This window comes from Pseudomonas medicaginis, from assembly GCF_965119365.1.
GTDB lineage: Bacteria > Pseudomonadota > Gammaproteobacteria > Pseudomonadales > Pseudomonadaceae > Aquipseudomonas.
Map to the genome: position 1 here is coordinate 2,935,906 of NZ_OZ221631.1, position 16,290 is coordinate 2,952,195.

Sequence of the window (16,290 nt, forward strand, 5' to 3'; positions counted from 1 at the left end):
GCTCCCTGTCGCGAGACGGTGATGGATCAGGGCTGGGTGGTGGAGACGGCATCACCCGGCAGCAGCGGTATGGCCAGCGGTGTCCAGCCCGGGGCATAGTTGCCCAGCCCGCTCCAGTCCAGGCGTAACGGCCAGGCGCCGATGCCCAGGGCAGCTGTCGGATCCAGCACGGCGGCACCCAGCCCGCGTAGCACCCGCACGCCGTGCACCGGCAGCGCCGCAGGCACCGGCATGCGCCCGGCCTGGGCCAGCAGGTTGGCCACCGTGGTGCCCACTGGCACCACCAGTGGTGTGCCGTCGAGGGTGACCCGCAGGCAGGCCTTGGGCACCGCGCGACCACGGAAATAGGCAACCGGCACGGTGCCGCCGGGCACATTGCTGGCGCTGTTCAGGGCGGTGAAGCTGGCGGCTGCGGCGAGGGTGAAGTTGTTGGTCGTGGTGGTGATTGCCGGGTCGCTGGCGCTGGCCAGGGCAGACGGCGAGAACAGGCGGTAGAACGGGACGATGAAGGCCGGGAAATACAGGTCGGCGGCATCGGCGACCCCGCCCATCTGCTGAGTGCTGTCATGGGACGGCGGTGGGTTGACCGAGAGTGCACCGCCGCTGACCAGCTGACCGATAAAGCAATCCCAGCCGGTGGTGATGCTGCCCGAGCTGTCGACGAACTGGCCGACCTGGTAGTCCACCGTCGGCCCGGCGACATAGCCGTTGCTCCACTTCAGGTCCGAGGAACTCGAAGAGATCGTCTGGAAGGGGCTGGCGGCAACCCGCAGGATCATCCCGGGACGCAGGTCCACCGAGCCGAGTGTGGCCCCGGTATCGGGGGAGGGGAACGACAGGCCGAAGCCGTAGTACAGCGATTCCTCGAAGGTTTGCGGCATCACCCGGGCCAGGGCGTCCTGCACGGCGATGATGCCCCAGGCTGCGGCACCGGCGCTTTCCAGGGCCTGGAGAAAGGCCACGTAGGCTTTCAGCAGGCCGCTGCGCAGGGGTTGGCTGTCGAAGGTCCAGGGCGAGTCGGTGCCGCTGGAGGCGATGGCGAGACTGTAGGGGTAGGTGGTACCCGGGGCCGCCGCCAGGGTGAATGGGCCGTTGTTGATAGGCAGGCCGCTGAGACTGCCGGTCTTGCCGATCTGCGGCAGGTAAAGGGTCAGCGCCGCGGTTGGTGCGTTGCCACTGAGGGCGGTGCCCAGGGCCTGCGCCGGGATCAGGTGCGGGAAGCTGGTCGAAGCGGCTTGCGCCGATGGAATGAAGGCGCTGCGGTACAGGACCGGGGCGTGGCTGGGCGGGCCGAAATTGCTGGTGCCGAGCACCGGCTGGTTGGCTTGGACCACCACGCTCAGGCTGGCCTCGGCGTTGCTCGGGGTGTAGGCCCAGCTTTGCTCGAGTACCCCGGCGCTGGAGGTGAAGGCTTGGTCCACACTGGTCGTGCCGGTCACGGTTTTCAGTACCGAAATCCGGTAATCCTGCCCATCGCTCACGGCGCTCCAGCGGGCGCTGAGGGTGGCGCCGTCATAGTCCACCACGACATCCCGCACAGGGATGGTGGCCAGGGCGAAAGGCGCGCTGGCAGGGCCGACAAGGGTGCAGCCATTGACCACACCGGCGCTGCGCAGGGTGACTAGCGCCGGATTGCCGCCGCTGGCTAACTGGGCGGGAGTAAGCGGGGTGCTGGTACCGGTCAGGTCGAGGTGCTGGCCGCCGGGCAGGCTCAGACGGTAGCCGGGGGCGCCGCTCAGGACGGCCCAGCTCAGGGTGCCGCTGCCACTCACCGCATCGGTGTCCCAGCCGCTGATCTGTGGGATCGTCAGCGGCACACCGAGGGCCGTGGTGCTAGTGTTGCGCGTCACACCTCTGGCGGGCACCAGGCCGACTGTGAGGGTCGCGCCGTTGGCGTTGACCGGCAGGGCCAGGCGTGCGGTATTGCCGTTGACGCCGAGGCTGCTGGTGGCAATGCCGTTGAGCAGCAAACTGACCGTGGTGAACTCAGGATTGGTCAGCGACGCTGGCGGTTGCCAAGTAACATCGATGCTGCCGCCATCGGCGCTGACCACCAGGCTGGTGAAGCTGGCGCTGCCGGTGATGATCGGCAGCCATTCGCCCTCGGCACCGACACCGCCGTCGGTGTTGGTGGCGATGATCTGCGCGACCCAGGCTTGGGCGCTGTCCAGCGCTGTGTTCAGGGGGATGCTGCCCGAGGTGGCGCTGGCATCGCTGACCGTCGCGGCAAAACTCTGTCCGCTGGACAGGGACACCGCCTGCAGGGTGTAGCCGCTCACGGCCGGGTTATAGGGCATTGTCCAGTCGAGCTTCAGTGTACTGCCGTTATAGTCCACCGCAGCCAACACTGGGCGGGTCGAGACGATGGGGGACAGCGGGCTGACCAGGCCGGCGCCGCTGGTGGTAAGGGCGGTGACCGAGAGCTGGAAGCTTTCGCTGTCGGCCAGGGTTGCGGGCAGGGCCAGGGTGGCGCTGCTGGCGTTTCCGCCGGGGACGTCGACGCTGTAGCAGATGGCGCTGGCCGGATTGCTGGCACTCAGGCGGTAACCGATGATTCCGGTAGCACCGCTGCCGGTCCAGCGGGCGACGATGCGATTGCCATCGCGGTACAGGTTGGTCTTGCCCAGCACCGGGCGGATCATCGATGCTGGCGGAAAACTCGCTGCGTTAGAGCGTGCGCTGGCGCTGTTCTCGCCGACTGCGGCGACGTACACCTGCCATTCCGAATTGTCACCCAGGCCGCCGCCTAGCTTGTCGTTGTCGACCACGACGAAGCGGGTCTGGGTGCCGATGACCGGGATGTTGTAGGTGGTGCCGATGCTCTGCGACACCACTACGATTTCATAGCCGACCGCAGCCTGCCACGAGGGTTGCCATGTCACTCGCAGACCTTGGCCGTCGTACAGCGCCTCGTCCAGGGTGGGTCGCGCGGTGGGCAGGATCACCGGCGCGCTGTTCTGCCCCGAGCTGCTGCCCCACTGCGCCTGGACCACCACCTGGTAGGTGACGTCGGTGTTCAGTGGTTGGCTCAGGGGCAGGTTGCCGATCGCGGTGTTCTGGCCCTGGAACACCTGGCTCTGGTAGGCGACCACCGGGGCTCCGCCGCCCAGCCAGGCGAGCTGGATGATATAGCCGGTGACGCCGGTGTCGCTCGAGGGGCTCCAGATTACCCGAACGCTGCTGCCGTCGTAGATGGCGGACTGGATAACCGGGTCGTTGTTGTTCTGCGCTTGTGCGTGGACGGCCATGCGAGCCTCCGGAAGAAGGGCTGGAAAAAGGAAAGCCGGAATAGAGGGGCGTCAGGGGATGCGCACTGGCGCATCCCCGCTGGCGTCACTGGTCGGGGGTATTGTCGAAGTCCTGCAGCCATTCCTTGGGCAGGGTGGCGCGGATTTCGGCGCGGCTGCGCATTGGCGTGCGTTCGCCCACCGAGGCCAGCGACTGCTGCATATTGGCGTCGCCGGTGAGCAGGCCGCCGGCGTAGTAAGTGCCTGCGGTCGGGTAGGGCTGGGTCAGCAGGTTATGTACTTTGCCGGTGTACTGCTCCAGGTCCAGTTCGGTGACCATGACCTTGCCGTCGATGCTGCTCAGCTCGTCACCGACCCGCAGGTAGCGGGCCTGCACCGGCAGGCCGTTGGCGAGGATCATCGGGTGGGTGCGGGTGACCAGGACGTTCTGCCCGCCAGCGGTCTTGATCCGGATCATCGGATGGGGTTCGGTGCCCAGGGTCGCGCCGTACACTTCGCTGGTTTTGCCGTCGGCGCTCTTCACCGACTCGCCGCCCTTGCCGGTAAAGGCTTCCACCGGGCGCTTGCTGCCGTCGGCCAGGGTGATCTCGGTGCCTTCTGCCAGACAGCCCTGCATGATGTACAGCGGCGGAATGATATTGACTCCCGGCGTGCCGAGGTAGGTGCGGTCGCTGGTGAAGTTTAGGGTGCCGAACGGCGGCTCCTGGCCCTGGCTGCCGTTGAGCGAGACATAGGCGGTAATCCACAGGTTGGCGGCGGTGCCGTCGTAGTAGTTGATGCAGTTGCCGGTGTTGGGGAAGGCCGAGGCCGGGTAGTTCCACGAGATGGTCTGGTCCTTCGCTGTCCAATACTGCTGCTCGAGCACGGTGCCCTGCTGGAAATACACATTGCAGCCACCGCCGGCGGGGTTCTGGATATAGATTGAAGTCACCCCGGCCGGTGGCGAAACCACGGTGTTGGCGAAGGTGGCCGAGCCCGACAGCGGGAAGACGAAGTTGGTCGGGTGTGCGGTGGAGTTCCAGTAGTCGCACTCCTGCTGGCTGCCACGGGCCCAGCACAATTTGATCTGCGTAGTGTTGGCCTTGGTGTTGGTGCAGGTGGTTTCGTAGGTTCCGGTGCAGTTGCCGTTGTTGCGCACGCAGTAGTTCGGCTGGTTGAGGCAGGCGCTGGTGGGGTTCAGGGTGTCCTGGAAGGTCTGCACGAAGACCACCGGCGGATCGATCGGACCGGCGTTGGCCGGGTAGTAGTAGAACAAGCCCTTGGCCTGTGTGGTCGGGTTACCGTCCGCAGCAGGTACTTGGTTGGCGACCTGCACACGGAAATCCGTGCCCTGGCCGAACTGGGTGTTGGACTGGGTGGCGTAGACCTTGCCGGTTTCCACCTCGTACAACTCCATGACGATAGAGGTGGAGGTGGTCCCGCCCACCACCGAGGAAATCCCCGTGGCCTGGTAGCCGGGCTGAGCTGCCGCGAGAGTCGCCTGGGCCTTGTTGGAGCTGGCACCGTTGTCCTGGGAGAAAGTGGCGATGAAATTGAGGTTCTGGATGCCGTCCGTGGCGGAGGCATTGACTGCCAGTGCGGGGTTGGGGCGGGTGGCGTTTTTCTTCAGCTCTGCGATACCGATATCCCGGCCCTGTTCTAGGCTGCGGAACAACTGCGGCGAGTTCTCTGGGGTTTTCCCGGCGCGCTGGAAGGTTTCGGTGATGTAACGGTAGTGCAGCGGATTGGCCAGGTCGAGGCGATGCGGAATGCCAGGGCTGACTTCTGCATCCATGGCCTTGATGTCGGCCATGGTTTCTGCACTCAGTGCCTTGCTGTCAGGGGCCTTGTAGGCGGCTTGGACCGGAGCGGTCGCCACGGGAGCGAGCACGGCAAGAGTGAGAAAAGCGTGACGCATAGCTCGAACGAAATCGCGAGTCGCCATGATGTCTTCCCTGAGGTGGTGGCTAGCGGCTCACTGGCACCGGATGCCAATTCCATGTGAGCGCCGGATGCTCGAAACATAGCAGGGGGGTAGGAAACCGCAAATGAATATTTCAGCGGTTTTTAGAGTGCTAAATAGCTTTTCGTGCTGAGCAAGTGCCTGTAAATACCAGCTAAAAAGGTTTTCCGTGACCGGTTGGTCATCTCTGAGCCGCGGAGTTCGGGGTTTCTGGCGGGGAGGGTGGGGGAAGCGTGATGAGGCTTTTTGACATCAAATTTGCCGAGATATCTAGCAGGGGAATCGGAGATTTTTGTTGAAAAAATTTCTTCATCTCTTCCAACTAGGTTCCCATCTACCGTCAACGACCGAGTCGAAGGCGCCCTGAAAGCGCCCAGATGATGTGGGATTTCTGGTCGCACTCGCCTGAAGCACTGCACCAGATCACCATTCTGTTCTCGGACCGTGGCATCCCTGATGGCTACCGTCATATGCACGGTTTCGGCAGCCATACCTACAGCCTGATTAACGTCTGTTCTTCCGGTGTCTTCATTACCGCTAACGCCATGCTGATGAATTCCTCGTTCTTACCAATTGTGTCCCAAAGTGCCACGAATGTTGCCGGCGATCTCTGATGCACCGCGCTGCTCGGCCCACAAAGTCGCCTTCATATCGCGGCTTCGAGGGCAAGCTGGTTTTGGTTGATCTTGGACAGCAGGGGCGCGAGTAGATCTGCGTTCGACAACGTGATCCCTCCGTGGAAGAGGACAGCGTAGCAGGCAAGCGTTATTCCCGTTCAAGCTGTCTCGCATCGGAGGTCACGGCCTCCATGATAAACATCAGCTTCTTGATCAGTTCCGAATAGTAGCGAGTGCAGCTGATACCTGCTCGATCAGGCGCCATAGGCATCCCGACCATGCCGTCCACCCCAGCCGCCAGCACGCTCGACCGAATGCTCATCGCAACGATGGCATTCACCCATCTTCTATCCTGATAAGAAAAAACGATACCCGCTTCAAGATTTCCCAGAGGCGGAGTAGACATTCGCAGCCCTATAGTCACGCCAGTTCTCGAAGACAAAAGGGCTTGCGGCTGTCTTGCGCCTGCCGGTTTTTTTATAAAAACAAGAAGGTAAAAGCGATGAGTCATGAAACAGTCGATGTCAAAGCGTGGATCGACAACCGTCCGGTTGCCGGCTATCAGTGGCTCATCATGAGCTTGTGTTTCTTCATTGTGCTGTTCGATGGCCTCGATGTCGCGGTCATGGGCTTTATCGCGCCGTCACTGATTCAGGATTGGGGGTTGTCCAAGGCGGCGTTTGGTCCGGTAATGAGTGCAGGCATGGTTGGCTTGGCTATTGGCGCCTTGACTGCCGGCCCCTATGCCGACCGTCTGGGGCGCAAAAAGGTGCTGCTGATTGCCGTGACGGGGTTCAGCGTGCTGAGCCTGGCTTGCGCTTTCGCCCGTAATCCCTATGAACTCGCAGTTTTGCGTTTGTTGACTGGTGTGGCCCTGGGTGCCGCGATGCCCAATACCACCACGTTGCTGTCCGAGTACCTGCCTGAACGCAACCGGTCGCTGTTCATTACGATCATGTTCACCGGTTTCAATATGGGCTCGGGGCTGGGTGGTTTGTTGGCAGCCTGGTTGATCCCTCTGTTCGGCTGGCAGTCGGTGTTGTTGGCCGGCGGGATCCTGCCTCTGATGTTGCTGCCTTTCCTTTGGTTGCTGCTGCCGGAATCCGCGAGCTTCCTGGCGGCTAGGAAGGCGCCAGCTGCACAGATCGCCAAAGTGCTGAACAAGCTCGGCGGGACGTTTTCAAGTGCTACAAACTTCGTTGTCGCCGAACCCAAAACTGAGCAGAGGGCGCCGGTGCGCATGCTGTTCACAGAACGCTATCGCGCCGGCACGCTGACGCTTTGGTTGACCTATTTCATGGGCCTGCTGGTTATTTATCTGACGATGGGCTGGATGCCGACCTTGCTGCGTGACGGCGGTTTGTCCATCGAGCGTGCAGCCACCATCACGGGCCTGTTCCAGATCGGCGGTACGGTCGGGGCGATCGCAGTGGGTTGGATCATGGACCGGCGTAATCCGAACGGTGTCATCGCCACTTCGTATGCATTTGGCGGCATCTTTATTCTGCTGCTGGGAGCTTTCAGTCTTGAGTCAAGCCTGCTGGCGGTTGGCGTCATTGCCGCAGGCTTTTGCATGAGTGGTGCACAAACTGGCCTCAATGCTTTCGCCCCTGGTTACTACCCAACGGATTTCCGCGCCACGGGTGTCAGCTGGATGCTTGGTATCGGTCGTTTCGGGGCTATCTTTGGTTCTCTCATCGGCGGTGCCGTCCTCAGCCTCGGCCTGGGTCTGCCGCTACTGTTCACCATGCTCAGCGTGCCGGCCTTCATCGCGGCATTGGCGATCCTGGCCAACGGTCACGCACGACGCCGGGTCAGCCGGGCCGCGCTGGCGCAGTAATTTTTTCCAACACAGGAACTTGTCATGGCACGCATCATTGGTGGTCTCGCTGTCTCTCACACCCCCACAATCGGCTTTGCCGTCGATCACGAAAAACAGAATGAGGCCGCGTGGGCGCCGATTTTCGAAGGCTTCGAACCGATCAAGGTGTGGTTGAAGGAGCAACAACCGGATGTGTTGTTCTACATCTTCAACGACCATGTGACGTCGTTTTTCTTCGATCACTACGGCGGCTTCTCGCTCGGGGTCGATGAGCGTTACGAGGTGGCGGACGAGGGCGGTAATCCGCGCTTGCTTCCTGCAATTGGCGGCCATGCGGCGCTGTCGCGGCACATCGGCCAAAGTCTGATGGCCGATGAGTTCGACATGAGCTTCTTCCGTGACAAGCCACTTGACCATGGTTTCTTCTCCCCGATGTCGGCACTGTTGCCTTGCGAACCTGACTGGCCGCTAGATATCGTGCCGTTGCAGGTGGGCGTCTTGCAGTTCCCGATTCCCAGCGCTTTGCGCTGCTACAAGCTGGGCCAGGCTTTGCGGCGGGCGATTGAAAGCTATCCCGAGGACCTGAAGGTCGCCATTGTCGCGACCGGTGGCGTGTCCCATCAGGTGCATGGCGAGCGTTGCGGCTTCAATAACACGCAGTGGGATGAGCAATTCGTTGGTCTGCTGGTCAACGACCCGGTGCGCCTGACCGAAATGACCCATGCCGAATACGCCACCCTGGGCGGTATGGAAGGTTCGGAAGTGATCACCTGGTTGATCATGCGTGGCGCGTTGTCGGCCACGGTGAAAAACCTGCATCAGGACTACTACCTTCCCTCCATGACCGGTATCGCGACGCTGTTGCTGGAGAACCAGGACAGGGAAGTGCCCGTCGACGTCACGGCGCGTCATCTGCAGCATATGCAGCACCAGTTAGCCGGCATCGAGAAGCTGGAGGGGACGTATCCATTCACACTCGAACGCAGCGCAAAGGGTTATCGACTGAACAAATTCCTCCATCGCATGATCGAGCCGCAATGGCGTCAACGTTTTCTCGATGCTCCGGAAGCGCTGTTCGAAGAAGGCGAGCTGAGCGAGGAGGAACGCGAAATGCTGCGCCGGCGTGACTGGCGCGGGTTGATCCAGTACGGGGCGATATTTTTCGTCCTTGAGAAACTTGCGGCGGTTCTCGGTATTCCCAACCTGCAGATCTACGCGGCGATGCGTGGGCAAAGTCTGGACGAGTTCATGAAAACCCGAAACCAGCAGGTGCTCTATTCGGTGGCGGGCAAAGCCACACGCTGACCCTAAGGGTCGGTCAATCCATTGATTCTCGGCGACCCTGCCTGGGTCGCCCCAGCCGTTTTCGCTTCATTTCAGTGTGTCCGGCAATTAAGGGCGCAGGGCATTTGTTCACCCAAAAATCGGAAAACAATAACAATGAAAATTGCCGTCAATCGTCAAATGACTTGCTCGCTGGCCGTTATTTGCACGGTACCTCTGCACATCCAGGCAGCCGGTTTTGTCGAAGACGCCAGTGCGAACCTCAACCTGCGAAATTTTTACATCAACCGCAACTTCACCGATCCGGCTTACCCGCAAGGCAAAGCCGAAGAGTGGACGCAGAACTTTATCCTCGATGCTCGTTCCGGTTTCACCCAAGGGCCGGTGGGCTTCGGCGTGGATGTGCTCGGGCTCTACTCGGTAAAGCTGGATGGCGGGCAGGGCACCGGTGGCACGCAACTGTTGCCACTCGGTAGCGATGGGCATCCAGCTGATGACTTTGGACGCTTGGCGGTCGCCGGGAAAATGCAACTCGGGAAAACCGAAGTGAAGGTAGGTGAGTGGATGCCGGTGCTGCCGATTCTGCGTTCCGACGATGGCCGGTCATTGCCGCAAACCTTCCGCGGTGCCCAAGTCGTTTCGCAGGATCTCGAAGGCCTGAGCCTGTATGGCGGCCAATTTCGACAGAACAGCCCGCGCAATGATTCGAGCATGGAGGACATGTTCATGCACGGCCGACCGGCCATCACAAGCGATCGCTTCAATTTCGTCGGCGGCGAATACAGCTTCAACGACAAGCGCACGTTGATCGGTCTGTGGAATGCCGAACTCAAGGACATCTATCAGCAGCAATATCTGCAACTGGTTCACAGTCAACCACTCGGTGCCTGGACGTTGGGCGCGAACCTGGGCTATTTCTGGGGGCGCGAGGATGGCAGTGCACGTGCCGGAGATCTGGACAACCGTACCCTTTCGGCATTGTTGTACGCGCGCTATGGCGGTCATACCTTCCATGTTGGCCTGCAAAAACTCACTGGTGATGACGCATGGATGCGGGTCAACGGTACCAGCGGCGGTACGCTGGCCAATGACAGTTACAACAACAGCTTCGACAACGCTCGCGAAAAGTCCTGGCAGTTGCGCCATGACTACAACTTCGTTGCTCTGGGTATTCCTGGGCTGACATTAATGAACCGTTACATCAGCGGCGATAACGTGCACACCGCTACAGTCAGCGACGGCAAGGAGTGGGGCCGGGAGTCAGAACTGGCCTACACGGTGCAAAGTGGCACCTTGAGAAACCTCAATGTGCGGCTGCGTAACTCCAGTATTCGTCGGGATTACAGCAGCAACGAATTCGATGAGAACCGTTTGATTGTCAGCTATCCTTTCAAGTTGCTCTAGCTCAAGGTGAAACGGCTGCCTGCTCACGGATTACCTGGCGAATCATGTCCATTAGCGCCTCAGCCACCGGGGAATGAAGGCTGACACTGCGATAAGTCAGGCCGATGGCGCGGGTGGTCTGTTTCAGTTCCAGCGGGAGGATGCATAGCTCGCCGCTGGCAATTTCCTGTTCAAGCTGGTGAGCGGACACGGCGGCGAGCATATCCGAACGCAACAGCAGGCCACGGATGATTGCCATGTCGGCGCTTTCCACCATCGGTTGAGGCGGGGCGATGCCGAACCTGGCAAAACAGGCGTCGAGCATCTGCCGGGCCGGCGACCCTGCGCGGGGCAGAATCCAGCGGGCGCCGCTAAGGTCATGTGGCCCTACGGCGCTCACACACAGCGGATGATCACGCCTGGCCAAGACCACCATTTCCTCGGTCAGCAGCGCTTCACCTGTGAGGTCACTGGCGTAAGCCTGCGAGCGCAACGCGCCGAAAATGAAATCGACATCGCCGGCGCGAAGTTCGGTCGCCAGCAAATCGAAAGGGCTTTCATTGGTGAGCACTCGGACTCCGGGGTGCTCAGCCAGCAAGCGCACGACGGCTTCGGGCAATATGCGAGTGCGGCCTAGGGGCAAGGCGCCGACATGCACGACGCCATGCAGCGTTCCGCGCAAGGCGGTGACATCTGTCTCCAGGTGGCGCAACTCGTTTAACGCTCGACGAATCGGAAACAGAATTTCCAGGCTAACTCGGGTTGGCTGCAATCCTTTCGGCGTACGCTCAAACAGGGTCTGGCCGCAGCCGTCTTCCATGACTTTGATCGTCGAACTGACGCCGGGCTGGCTGAGGCCGAGAAGACTGGCGACGGTTCGCATATGGTGGGTTTCGCACAGCTTCACGAACACTTGCAGACGGCGCGTCTGGAACAGATATAGCGGTTCGACCGCGCGTTTGTCCGAGCCTCCTAACAGGCGCGGCACACTGTCAAGCTCGGTCAGTACTCGCCGCGCCCGAGGTAACAGCCGATCACCATAATCAGTCAAACGCATGCCGTTGGCATGACGTTCGAATAACGACACGTCGAGTCGTATCTCTAGTTCGGAAATTGATCGCGTCACTACCGATTGCGCCCGGTACAAGGCCACGGCAGCTTTGGAAACGCTGCCATGGTCGGCGACCCGAACGAAAGCGCGCACCTGCATCAGGCTGAGAAGGTCACCGGTTTCCATGGGGCAGCGGGCTCTGCGGAATCAATTGAAGCTCGACTGTGCATCTACTCCTATTTGGAATCAATAAAAAAAACGTATACCTGAAAAAGTGCAATGCATTATCCACCGGTGAGGCGCGATGCGATGCTCTTGCTGAATCAGAGGGAGGATCCGCAATGATCGAGTCAACGAGAAGCGCGCTGGTGGTCAGTGCTCATTCAGCCGATTTCGTCTGGCGCGCAGGCGGTGCCATCGCGCTGCATGCGCAACAAGGTTATGCCGTACACATCGTCTGCTTGTCGTTCGGGGAACGCGGTGAGTCCGCCAAACTGTGGCGCAAAGGCGAGATGAGCGAAGAAAAAGTCAAATCCGCTCGGCGCCAGGAAGCACAAGCCGCCGCCGACATCCTGGGTGCCAGCGTTGAGTTCTTCGACATCGGCGACTATCCGATGCGGGCCGACAAGGAAACGCTGTTTCGCCTGGCGGATGTGTTTCGCCGCGTCCAGCCCGAATTCGTCCTCAGCCACTCGTTGAAAGACCCTTACAACTACGATCACCCGTTGGCGATGAACCTGGCCCAGGAGGCGCGCATCATTGCTCAGGCCGAAGGCTACAAACCGGGTGAGAAGATCGTTGGGGCGCCGCCGGTCTACAGTTTCGAACCACACCAGCCAGAGCAATGCGAATGGCGTCCCGACGTCCTGCTGGACATCACCTCGGTGTGGGACAAGAAGTACGCGGCCATCCAGTGCATGGCCGGTCAGGAACACCTGTGGGAATACTACACACGAGTCGCGTTGCAGCGCGGGGTGCAAGCCAAGCGCAATGTCGGCATTACCTCCAAACGCGACATTGTCTATGGTGAGGGTTACCAGAGCATCTTCCCGCGTGTCACGGAGAACCTGGCATGAGCGAGTTGATCGGAAAAACCGGTATCGTCGTGCGCACTATCGCCCGCGCCGAACGCGCGCTGGTGGATGAGCTACAACGCTACGGCGTTGCGACGATTCATGAAGCGCAGGGGCGAAAAGGGTTGCTGGCGTCTTCGATCCAACCCATTCAACGGGGCACCGTGATCAGCGGGTCGGCCGTGACGGTGCTGGTCGCCCCGGGTGATAACTGGATGTTCCACGTGGCCGTGGAGCAGTGCCGCCCCGGCGATATCCTGGTGGTTGCCCCCAGTTCGCCGTGCACTGACGGTTACTTTGGTGATTTGCTGGCGACCTCGCTCAAGGCTCACGGCGTGCGCGCCCTGGTGATCGATGCCGGCGTGCGCGACACCCACACCCTGCGCGAAATGGGCTTCCCGGTCTGGTCTCGCGCCGTCAATGCCCAGGGCACGATCAAAGAAACCCTAGGCTCGGTCAACCTGCCGCTGGTATGCGGCGGTCAACTGGTCAATCCGGGTGATGTGGTTGTGGCCGATGACGATGGCGTGGTCATCGTGCGTCGCAGCGAAATCCTGCAGGTGGTCGAAGCCAGCCGTGCTCGCGCTGATCTGGAAGAACAGAAAGCGCTGCGTCTGGCCAAGGGCGAGTTGGGGCTGGACATCTACAACATGCGTGGCCGCCTGGCCGAAAAGGGTTTGAGGTACGTCGATACGCTGGACGAGCTTGGAGACTGAACATGACTCAAGTTCGCGTACCTTGTTTATTGATTCGCGGGGGCACGTCAAAAGGCGCTTATTTCCTGGCCAAGGATTTGCCCACAGAGCAGGCATTGAGAGGTCAGGTATTGCTGGCGGCCATGGGGTCGCCGGACAAGCGGCAAATCGACGGCATTGGCGGCGGCGATTCCTTGACCAGCAAAGTGGCGATTGTAAGGCCGTCCGAACGCGCTGATGCGGATGTCGATTACCTGTTTGCCCAAGTGATAGTGGACGAGCCTCGTGTCGATTATGGCCAGAATTGCGGAAACATACTCGCCGGCGTGGGACCGTTTGCCATAGAGCGAGGGTTAATCGCCGCGAAGGGCAGTGTGACCCCCGTGCGCATCTATATGGAAAACACCGGTCAGGTAGCGGTTGCCCATGTGCCAACGCCCAACGGCAGCGTTGCCTATGATGGCGACATTCGGATTGATGGCGTACCCGGAACCGCCGCTCCCTTGCTCGTGGAATTCGAGGACATTGCCGGCTCCAGTTGTGGCGCGCTCTTGCCGACCGGAAATGCGCTGGATGTGATCGACGGCGTTCATGTTACTTGCATCGATAATGGCATGCCGGTCGTGATCATACGGGCCGAGGATTTGGCGTGTCGTGGCGATGAAAGCCCCGCACAGCTCGATGCCAACGACGCGCTCAAGGCACGGATTGAATCCATTCGGCTGCAGGCTGGCCCACGTATGAATCTGGGGGACGTGACCGAGCGTAACGTTCCCAAGATGTGTCTGGTCGCACCGGCGCAGGCGGGGGGCGCGCTCTCGACCCGTACGTTCATTCCACATCGTTGCCATACCAGCATCGGCGTCTTCGGTGCCGTTAGCGTGGCGGCCGCGTGCCTGATCGACGACACCGTAGTGGCTAACGTCGCTCAAGTGCTCAAGGATGATGTGATGCGATTGTCGATCGAACATCCGACCGGAGAGTTCACCGTCGAACTGCGCTTGCATGAAGGGCAGATGGCCGGCTGCGGACTCGTACGTACGGCCAGGCTTCTTTTTGATGGCGCTGTTTGTGTACCCAGCCGTCTCTGGCCTGGACACGGCTAAATACAGTCGTTGATGCCCTGATTGGACGTACGTAACGTCCGAAGTAAGGGGTTTCGTCCGCAGTTTTTTGCCGGGCGCGGTCATCAATTTTCTAATAAATACAAAAAGGTCACTGACAATGAAACTGGGTTGGTACTCGAAACTTTCTCGTACAGAAAGACGCACGTATTGGGCATGCCTGGCCGGATATACATTGGATTCGATGGACTCCACTATCTATTCATTGGTTATGCCGGTGTTGTTGACCGTTTTGGCACTGACCAAAGCCGACGCAGGGATATTGAGTTCAGTGGCGCTGATTGGCAGTGCCATTGGCGGCTGGGGCGCAGGTTTGCTGGCCGATCGCTTCGGGCGAATCCGGATCATGCAGATAACGGTTTGTTGGGTGGCCGGGTTCACCTTGACGGCCGCCTTTTGCACCGATTTCTGGGCGTTCTTCATCGTGCGCTTTCTGCAAGGCATTGGTTACGGCGGGGAAGCAGTTGTCGGGGCCGTTCTGATCAGCGAGGTCATTAAACCCGCCCTCCGGGGTCGTGTGGCTGCCTCTATCCAGAGTGGATACGCGCTGGGGTACGCCATATCGTTGTGTACAATGCCTATTGTTTTTTCTCTGTTGCCCGAAGATGTCGCCTGGCGCTGGTTCTTCGCGATTGGGATCTTACCGGCTGTACTCGTCTGGTTTATTCGTCGAATCGTTCCGGAGTCCGATACGTTCACTAAAGCGGTGAAACGCAGTCGCGACAAAAGTGAATTCCTGCAGATTTTCAACGGAAACTATCGGCGTATCACTGTCATCTCTACGGTCCTTGCCACCGGGATATTCGGGGGGGCCTATATCATGATTACGTGGCTGCCGACGTATTTGCGCATGACCTTGGGGCTGCCTATTGCATCAATGTCGGGCTATCTGGCAGTGAACATCGTCGGGTCGTTAATAGGTCCATTCCTATACGGCATCATCAGTGACCGCATTGGGCGCGGTCGGACTTTCATGATGTTTTTATGCTTCCAGGCAATTGTAGTGGCTTGCTACATGTACCTGCCCATCGGTCTTGATATGACACTGGCGCTCGGCCTTCTGCTGGGCACGTTCCAAGGCGGATTGGCATCGGGGTTGACGCCAAGCTTCTCCGAACTTTACCCGACCCACATCCGTGCAAATGGCGCCGGTTTCTGCGCCAGTTTCGGCCGAGGGTTCGGCGCCATCATGCCTGCGGCGGTGGGCTTCGCTTCGATTTATGTTCCGCTTGGTTACGCCATGGGTGCGTTCGCCATTGTGTCGTACAGCATCGGTTTCATCGCAGCGCTGATGCTACCTAACGCCACTGGCGCGGATATGAACGCGGTTGATTCCAGCCCGCAGGCGCGCCCCATGCTGTGGTGACGACTGATCTGGTCGAGGAACTCTACGGCGTCAGCTGCGTGCTGATGAAATGCCCTGAAACTCAAGCACCAGTGATTACCGCGACTCAACCGATGCGACCGAAAATCAGGGCATGTCTGGCCTGATAGACGAGACGCGCTGCTCAGTATCAAAGCGTTTACGCTCTGTTTTGCCCTGCGGGCCCTCCAGCCAACAACGCCACTACCATCCTCGAAGCCGAAGTGACTGCCAAGCACGCGCCGACCGGCTGACTTACCAGCGCACGCTTGCATACCTGTTATTGATTGTCGGCTGGGCAGCGATATTTCTGGGTGGTGGAGCTGATGGCGCAGCATGCGCCGGTTGCTGCCCAGGCATGCGTGTGATGATCGCCGAGGGACTCGCAGTACTGCTGGACTACATACTGTATCTGCTGCCGGGCGTCACACTCTTCGGCCTCTGGTTCGCCTTGACGCCCCAGACCCAGACAGCGTTGCGGATCATGATTCTGCTCTTCACGCTGATAGAGGGCTCGGCCTGTTGGCTTGTTCGCATGCGTTATGGGGGGGCATCGACGGTGACGCATGGGACGGCGATCTGGCTGATTGCGGTGCCGATGGCAGGGCACTTTTAACCCGATAATTGCTCGTCATGGCTTGACGGAAAAAGACCGCCCCGAAGGGCGGTAAAGGTCGATGAAACGGTA

The 16,290-nt window shown here is 60.1% G+C and carries 11 protein-coding genes and 3 pseudogenes; 9 read left to right on the forward strand and 5 right to left on the reverse strand.

The window, feature by feature from the left end:
- Positions 1-26: 26 nt before the first annotated feature.
- Together ACMTA2_RS13040 and ACMTA2_RS13045 are read right to left on the reverse strand one after the other, a co-directional pair.
- Positions 27-3,248 (reverse strand): hypothetical protein, encoded by a 3,222-nt coding sequence (locus ACMTA2_RS13040; RefSeq protein WP_003200345.1) that lies wholly within the window; start codon positions 3,246-3,248, stop codon positions 27-29.
- Positions 3,249-3,333: 85 nt separating this feature from the next.
- Complete coding sequence (locus ACMTA2_RS13045) at positions 3,334-5,172, reverse strand: Hint domain-containing protein (RefSeq protein ID WP_413795162.1); 1,839 nt, start codon at positions 5,170-5,172, stop codon at positions 3,334-3,336.
- Between the two features lie 383 nt (positions 5,173-5,555).
- On the opposite strand from ACMTA2_RS13045, the pseudogene ACMTA2_RS13050 reads away from it, so the two are divergent.
- A pseudogene (locus tag ACMTA2_RS13050) lies at positions 5,556-5,699 on the forward strand (catalase); the annotation flags it as partial.
- On the opposite strand, the pseudogene ACMTA2_RS13055 reads toward ACMTA2_RS13050, so the two are convergent.
- Positions 5,684-5,914 (reverse strand): annotated as a pseudogene (locus ACMTA2_RS13055) (hypothetical protein). The pseudogenes ACMTA2_RS13050 and ACMTA2_RS13055 sit on opposite strands and share 16 nt — an antisense overlap.
- Positions 5,915-5,955: 41 nt before the next feature.
- Positions 5,956-6,318, reverse strand: coding sequence for a hypothetical protein (locus ACMTA2_RS13060; RefSeq protein ID WP_413795163.1), 363 nt, complete (start codon positions 6,316-6,318; stop codon positions 5,956-5,958).
- Between ACMTA2_RS13060 and ACMTA2_RS13065 the strand changes: the two genes are divergently transcribed.
- From ACMTA2_RS13065 to ACMTA2_RS13075, 3 genes are all read left to right on the forward strand, one after another.
- Entirely contained in the window at positions 6,310-7,647 is a 1,338-nt protein-coding gene (locus ACMTA2_RS13065) for an MFS transporter (protein WP_413795164.1), read from the forward strand. The two genes, ACMTA2_RS13060 and ACMTA2_RS13065, sit on opposite strands and share 9 nt — an antisense overlap.
- A 24-nt stretch (positions 7,648-7,671) precedes the next feature.
- Positions 7,672-8,934 carry a gallate dioxygenase gene (locus ACMTA2_RS13070; RefSeq protein ID WP_413795165.1) on the forward strand — a complete coding sequence of 421 codons (1,263 nt, stop codon included), beginning with the start codon at positions 7,672-7,674 and terminating at the stop codon, positions 8,932-8,934.
- Between the two features lie 135 nt (positions 8,935-9,069).
- Entirely contained in the window at positions 9,070-10,317 is a 1,248-nt protein-coding gene (locus ACMTA2_RS13075; RefSeq protein ID WP_413795166.1) for an OprD family porin, read from the forward strand.
- A 1-nt stretch (position 10,318) separates the two neighbouring features.
- Here ACMTA2_RS13075 and ACMTA2_RS13080 read toward each other — a convergent pair whose 3' ends face one another.
- A complete protein-coding gene (locus tag ACMTA2_RS13080; protein ID WP_413795167.1) occupies positions 10,319-11,533 on the reverse strand; it encodes a LysR family transcriptional regulator in 1,215 nt (404 codons plus the stop codon).
- Positions 11,534-11,688: 155 nt separating this feature from the next.
- On the opposite strand from ACMTA2_RS13080, the gene galB reads away from it, so the two are divergent.
- From galB to ACMTA2_RS13105, 5 genes and pseudogenes are all read left to right on the forward strand, one after another.
- A complete protein-coding gene (gene galB / locus ACMTA2_RS13085) occupies positions 11,689-12,423 on the forward strand; it encodes a 4-oxalmesaconate hydratase (RefSeq protein WP_413795168.1) in 735 nt (244 codons plus the stop codon).
- Entirely contained in the window at positions 12,420-13,136 is a 717-nt protein-coding gene (locus ACMTA2_RS13090; protein ID WP_413795169.1) for a 4-carboxy-4-hydroxy-2-oxoadipate aldolase/oxaloacetate decarboxylase, read from the forward strand. The genes galB and ACMTA2_RS13090 overlap by 4 nt, the downstream gene beginning before the upstream one ends.
- Before the next feature lie 2 nt (positions 13,137-13,138).
- Positions 13,139-14,221 (forward strand): 4-oxalomesaconate tautomerase, encoded by a 1,083-nt coding sequence (locus ACMTA2_RS13095; RefSeq protein WP_413795170.1) that lies wholly within the window; start codon positions 13,139-13,141, stop codon positions 14,219-14,221.
- 118 nt (positions 14,222-14,339) lie between these two features.
- Positions 14,340-15,605 (forward strand): MFS transporter, encoded by a 1,266-nt coding sequence (locus tag ACMTA2_RS13100; protein WP_413795171.1) that lies wholly within the window; start codon positions 14,340-14,342, stop codon positions 15,603-15,605.
- Positions 15,606-16,089: 484 nt separating this feature from the next.
- Positions 16,090-16,218 (forward strand): annotated as a pseudogene (locus tag ACMTA2_RS13105) (CPBP family intramembrane glutamate endopeptidase); the annotation flags it as partial.
- Positions 16,219-16,290: the final 72 nt, after the last annotated feature.

Excerpts from the sequence above, each read along its gene's own strand:
- ACMTA2_RS13040 (WP_003200345.1), bottom strand. The coding sequence starts at position 3,248 with ATGGCCGTCCACGCACAAGCGCAGAACAACAACGACCCGGTTATCCAG.
- ACMTA2_RS13045 (WP_413795162.1), bottom strand. The coding sequence starts at position 5,172 with ATGGCGACTCGCGATTTCGTTCGAGCTATGCGTCACGCTTTTCTCACT.
- ACMTA2_RS13065 (WP_413795164.1), top strand. The coding sequence starts at position 6,310 with ATGAGTCATGAAACAGTCGATGTCAAAGCGTGGATCGACAACCGTCCG.
- ACMTA2_RS13060 (WP_413795163.1), bottom strand. The coding sequence starts at position 6,318 with ATGACTCATCGCTTTTACCTTCTTGTTTTTATAAAAAAACCGGCAGGC.
- ACMTA2_RS13070 (WP_413795165.1), top strand. The coding sequence starts at position 7,672 with ATGGCACGCATCATTGGTGGTCTCGCTGTCTCTCACACCCCCACAATC.
- ACMTA2_RS13075 (WP_413795166.1), top strand. The coding sequence starts at position 9,070 with ATGAAAATTGCCGTCAATCGTCAAATGACTTGCTCGCTGGCCGTTATT.
- ACMTA2_RS13080 (WP_413795167.1), bottom strand. The coding sequence starts at position 11,533 with ATGGAAACCGGTGACCTTCTCAGCCTGATGCAGGTGCGCGCTTTCGTT.
- galB (WP_413795168.1), top strand. The coding sequence starts at position 11,689 with ATGATCGAGTCAACGAGAAGCGCGCTGGTGGTCAGTGCTCATTCAGCC.
- ACMTA2_RS13090 (WP_413795169.1), top strand. The coding sequence starts at position 12,420 with ATGAGCGAGTTGATCGGAAAAACCGGTATCGTCGTGCGCACTATCGCC.
- ACMTA2_RS13095 (WP_413795170.1), top strand. The coding sequence starts at position 13,139 with ATGACTCAAGTTCGCGTACCTTGTTTATTGATTCGCGGGGGCACGTCA.
- ACMTA2_RS13100 (WP_413795171.1), top strand. The coding sequence starts at position 14,340 with ATGAAACTGGGTTGGTACTCGAAACTTTCTCGTACAGAAAGACGCACG.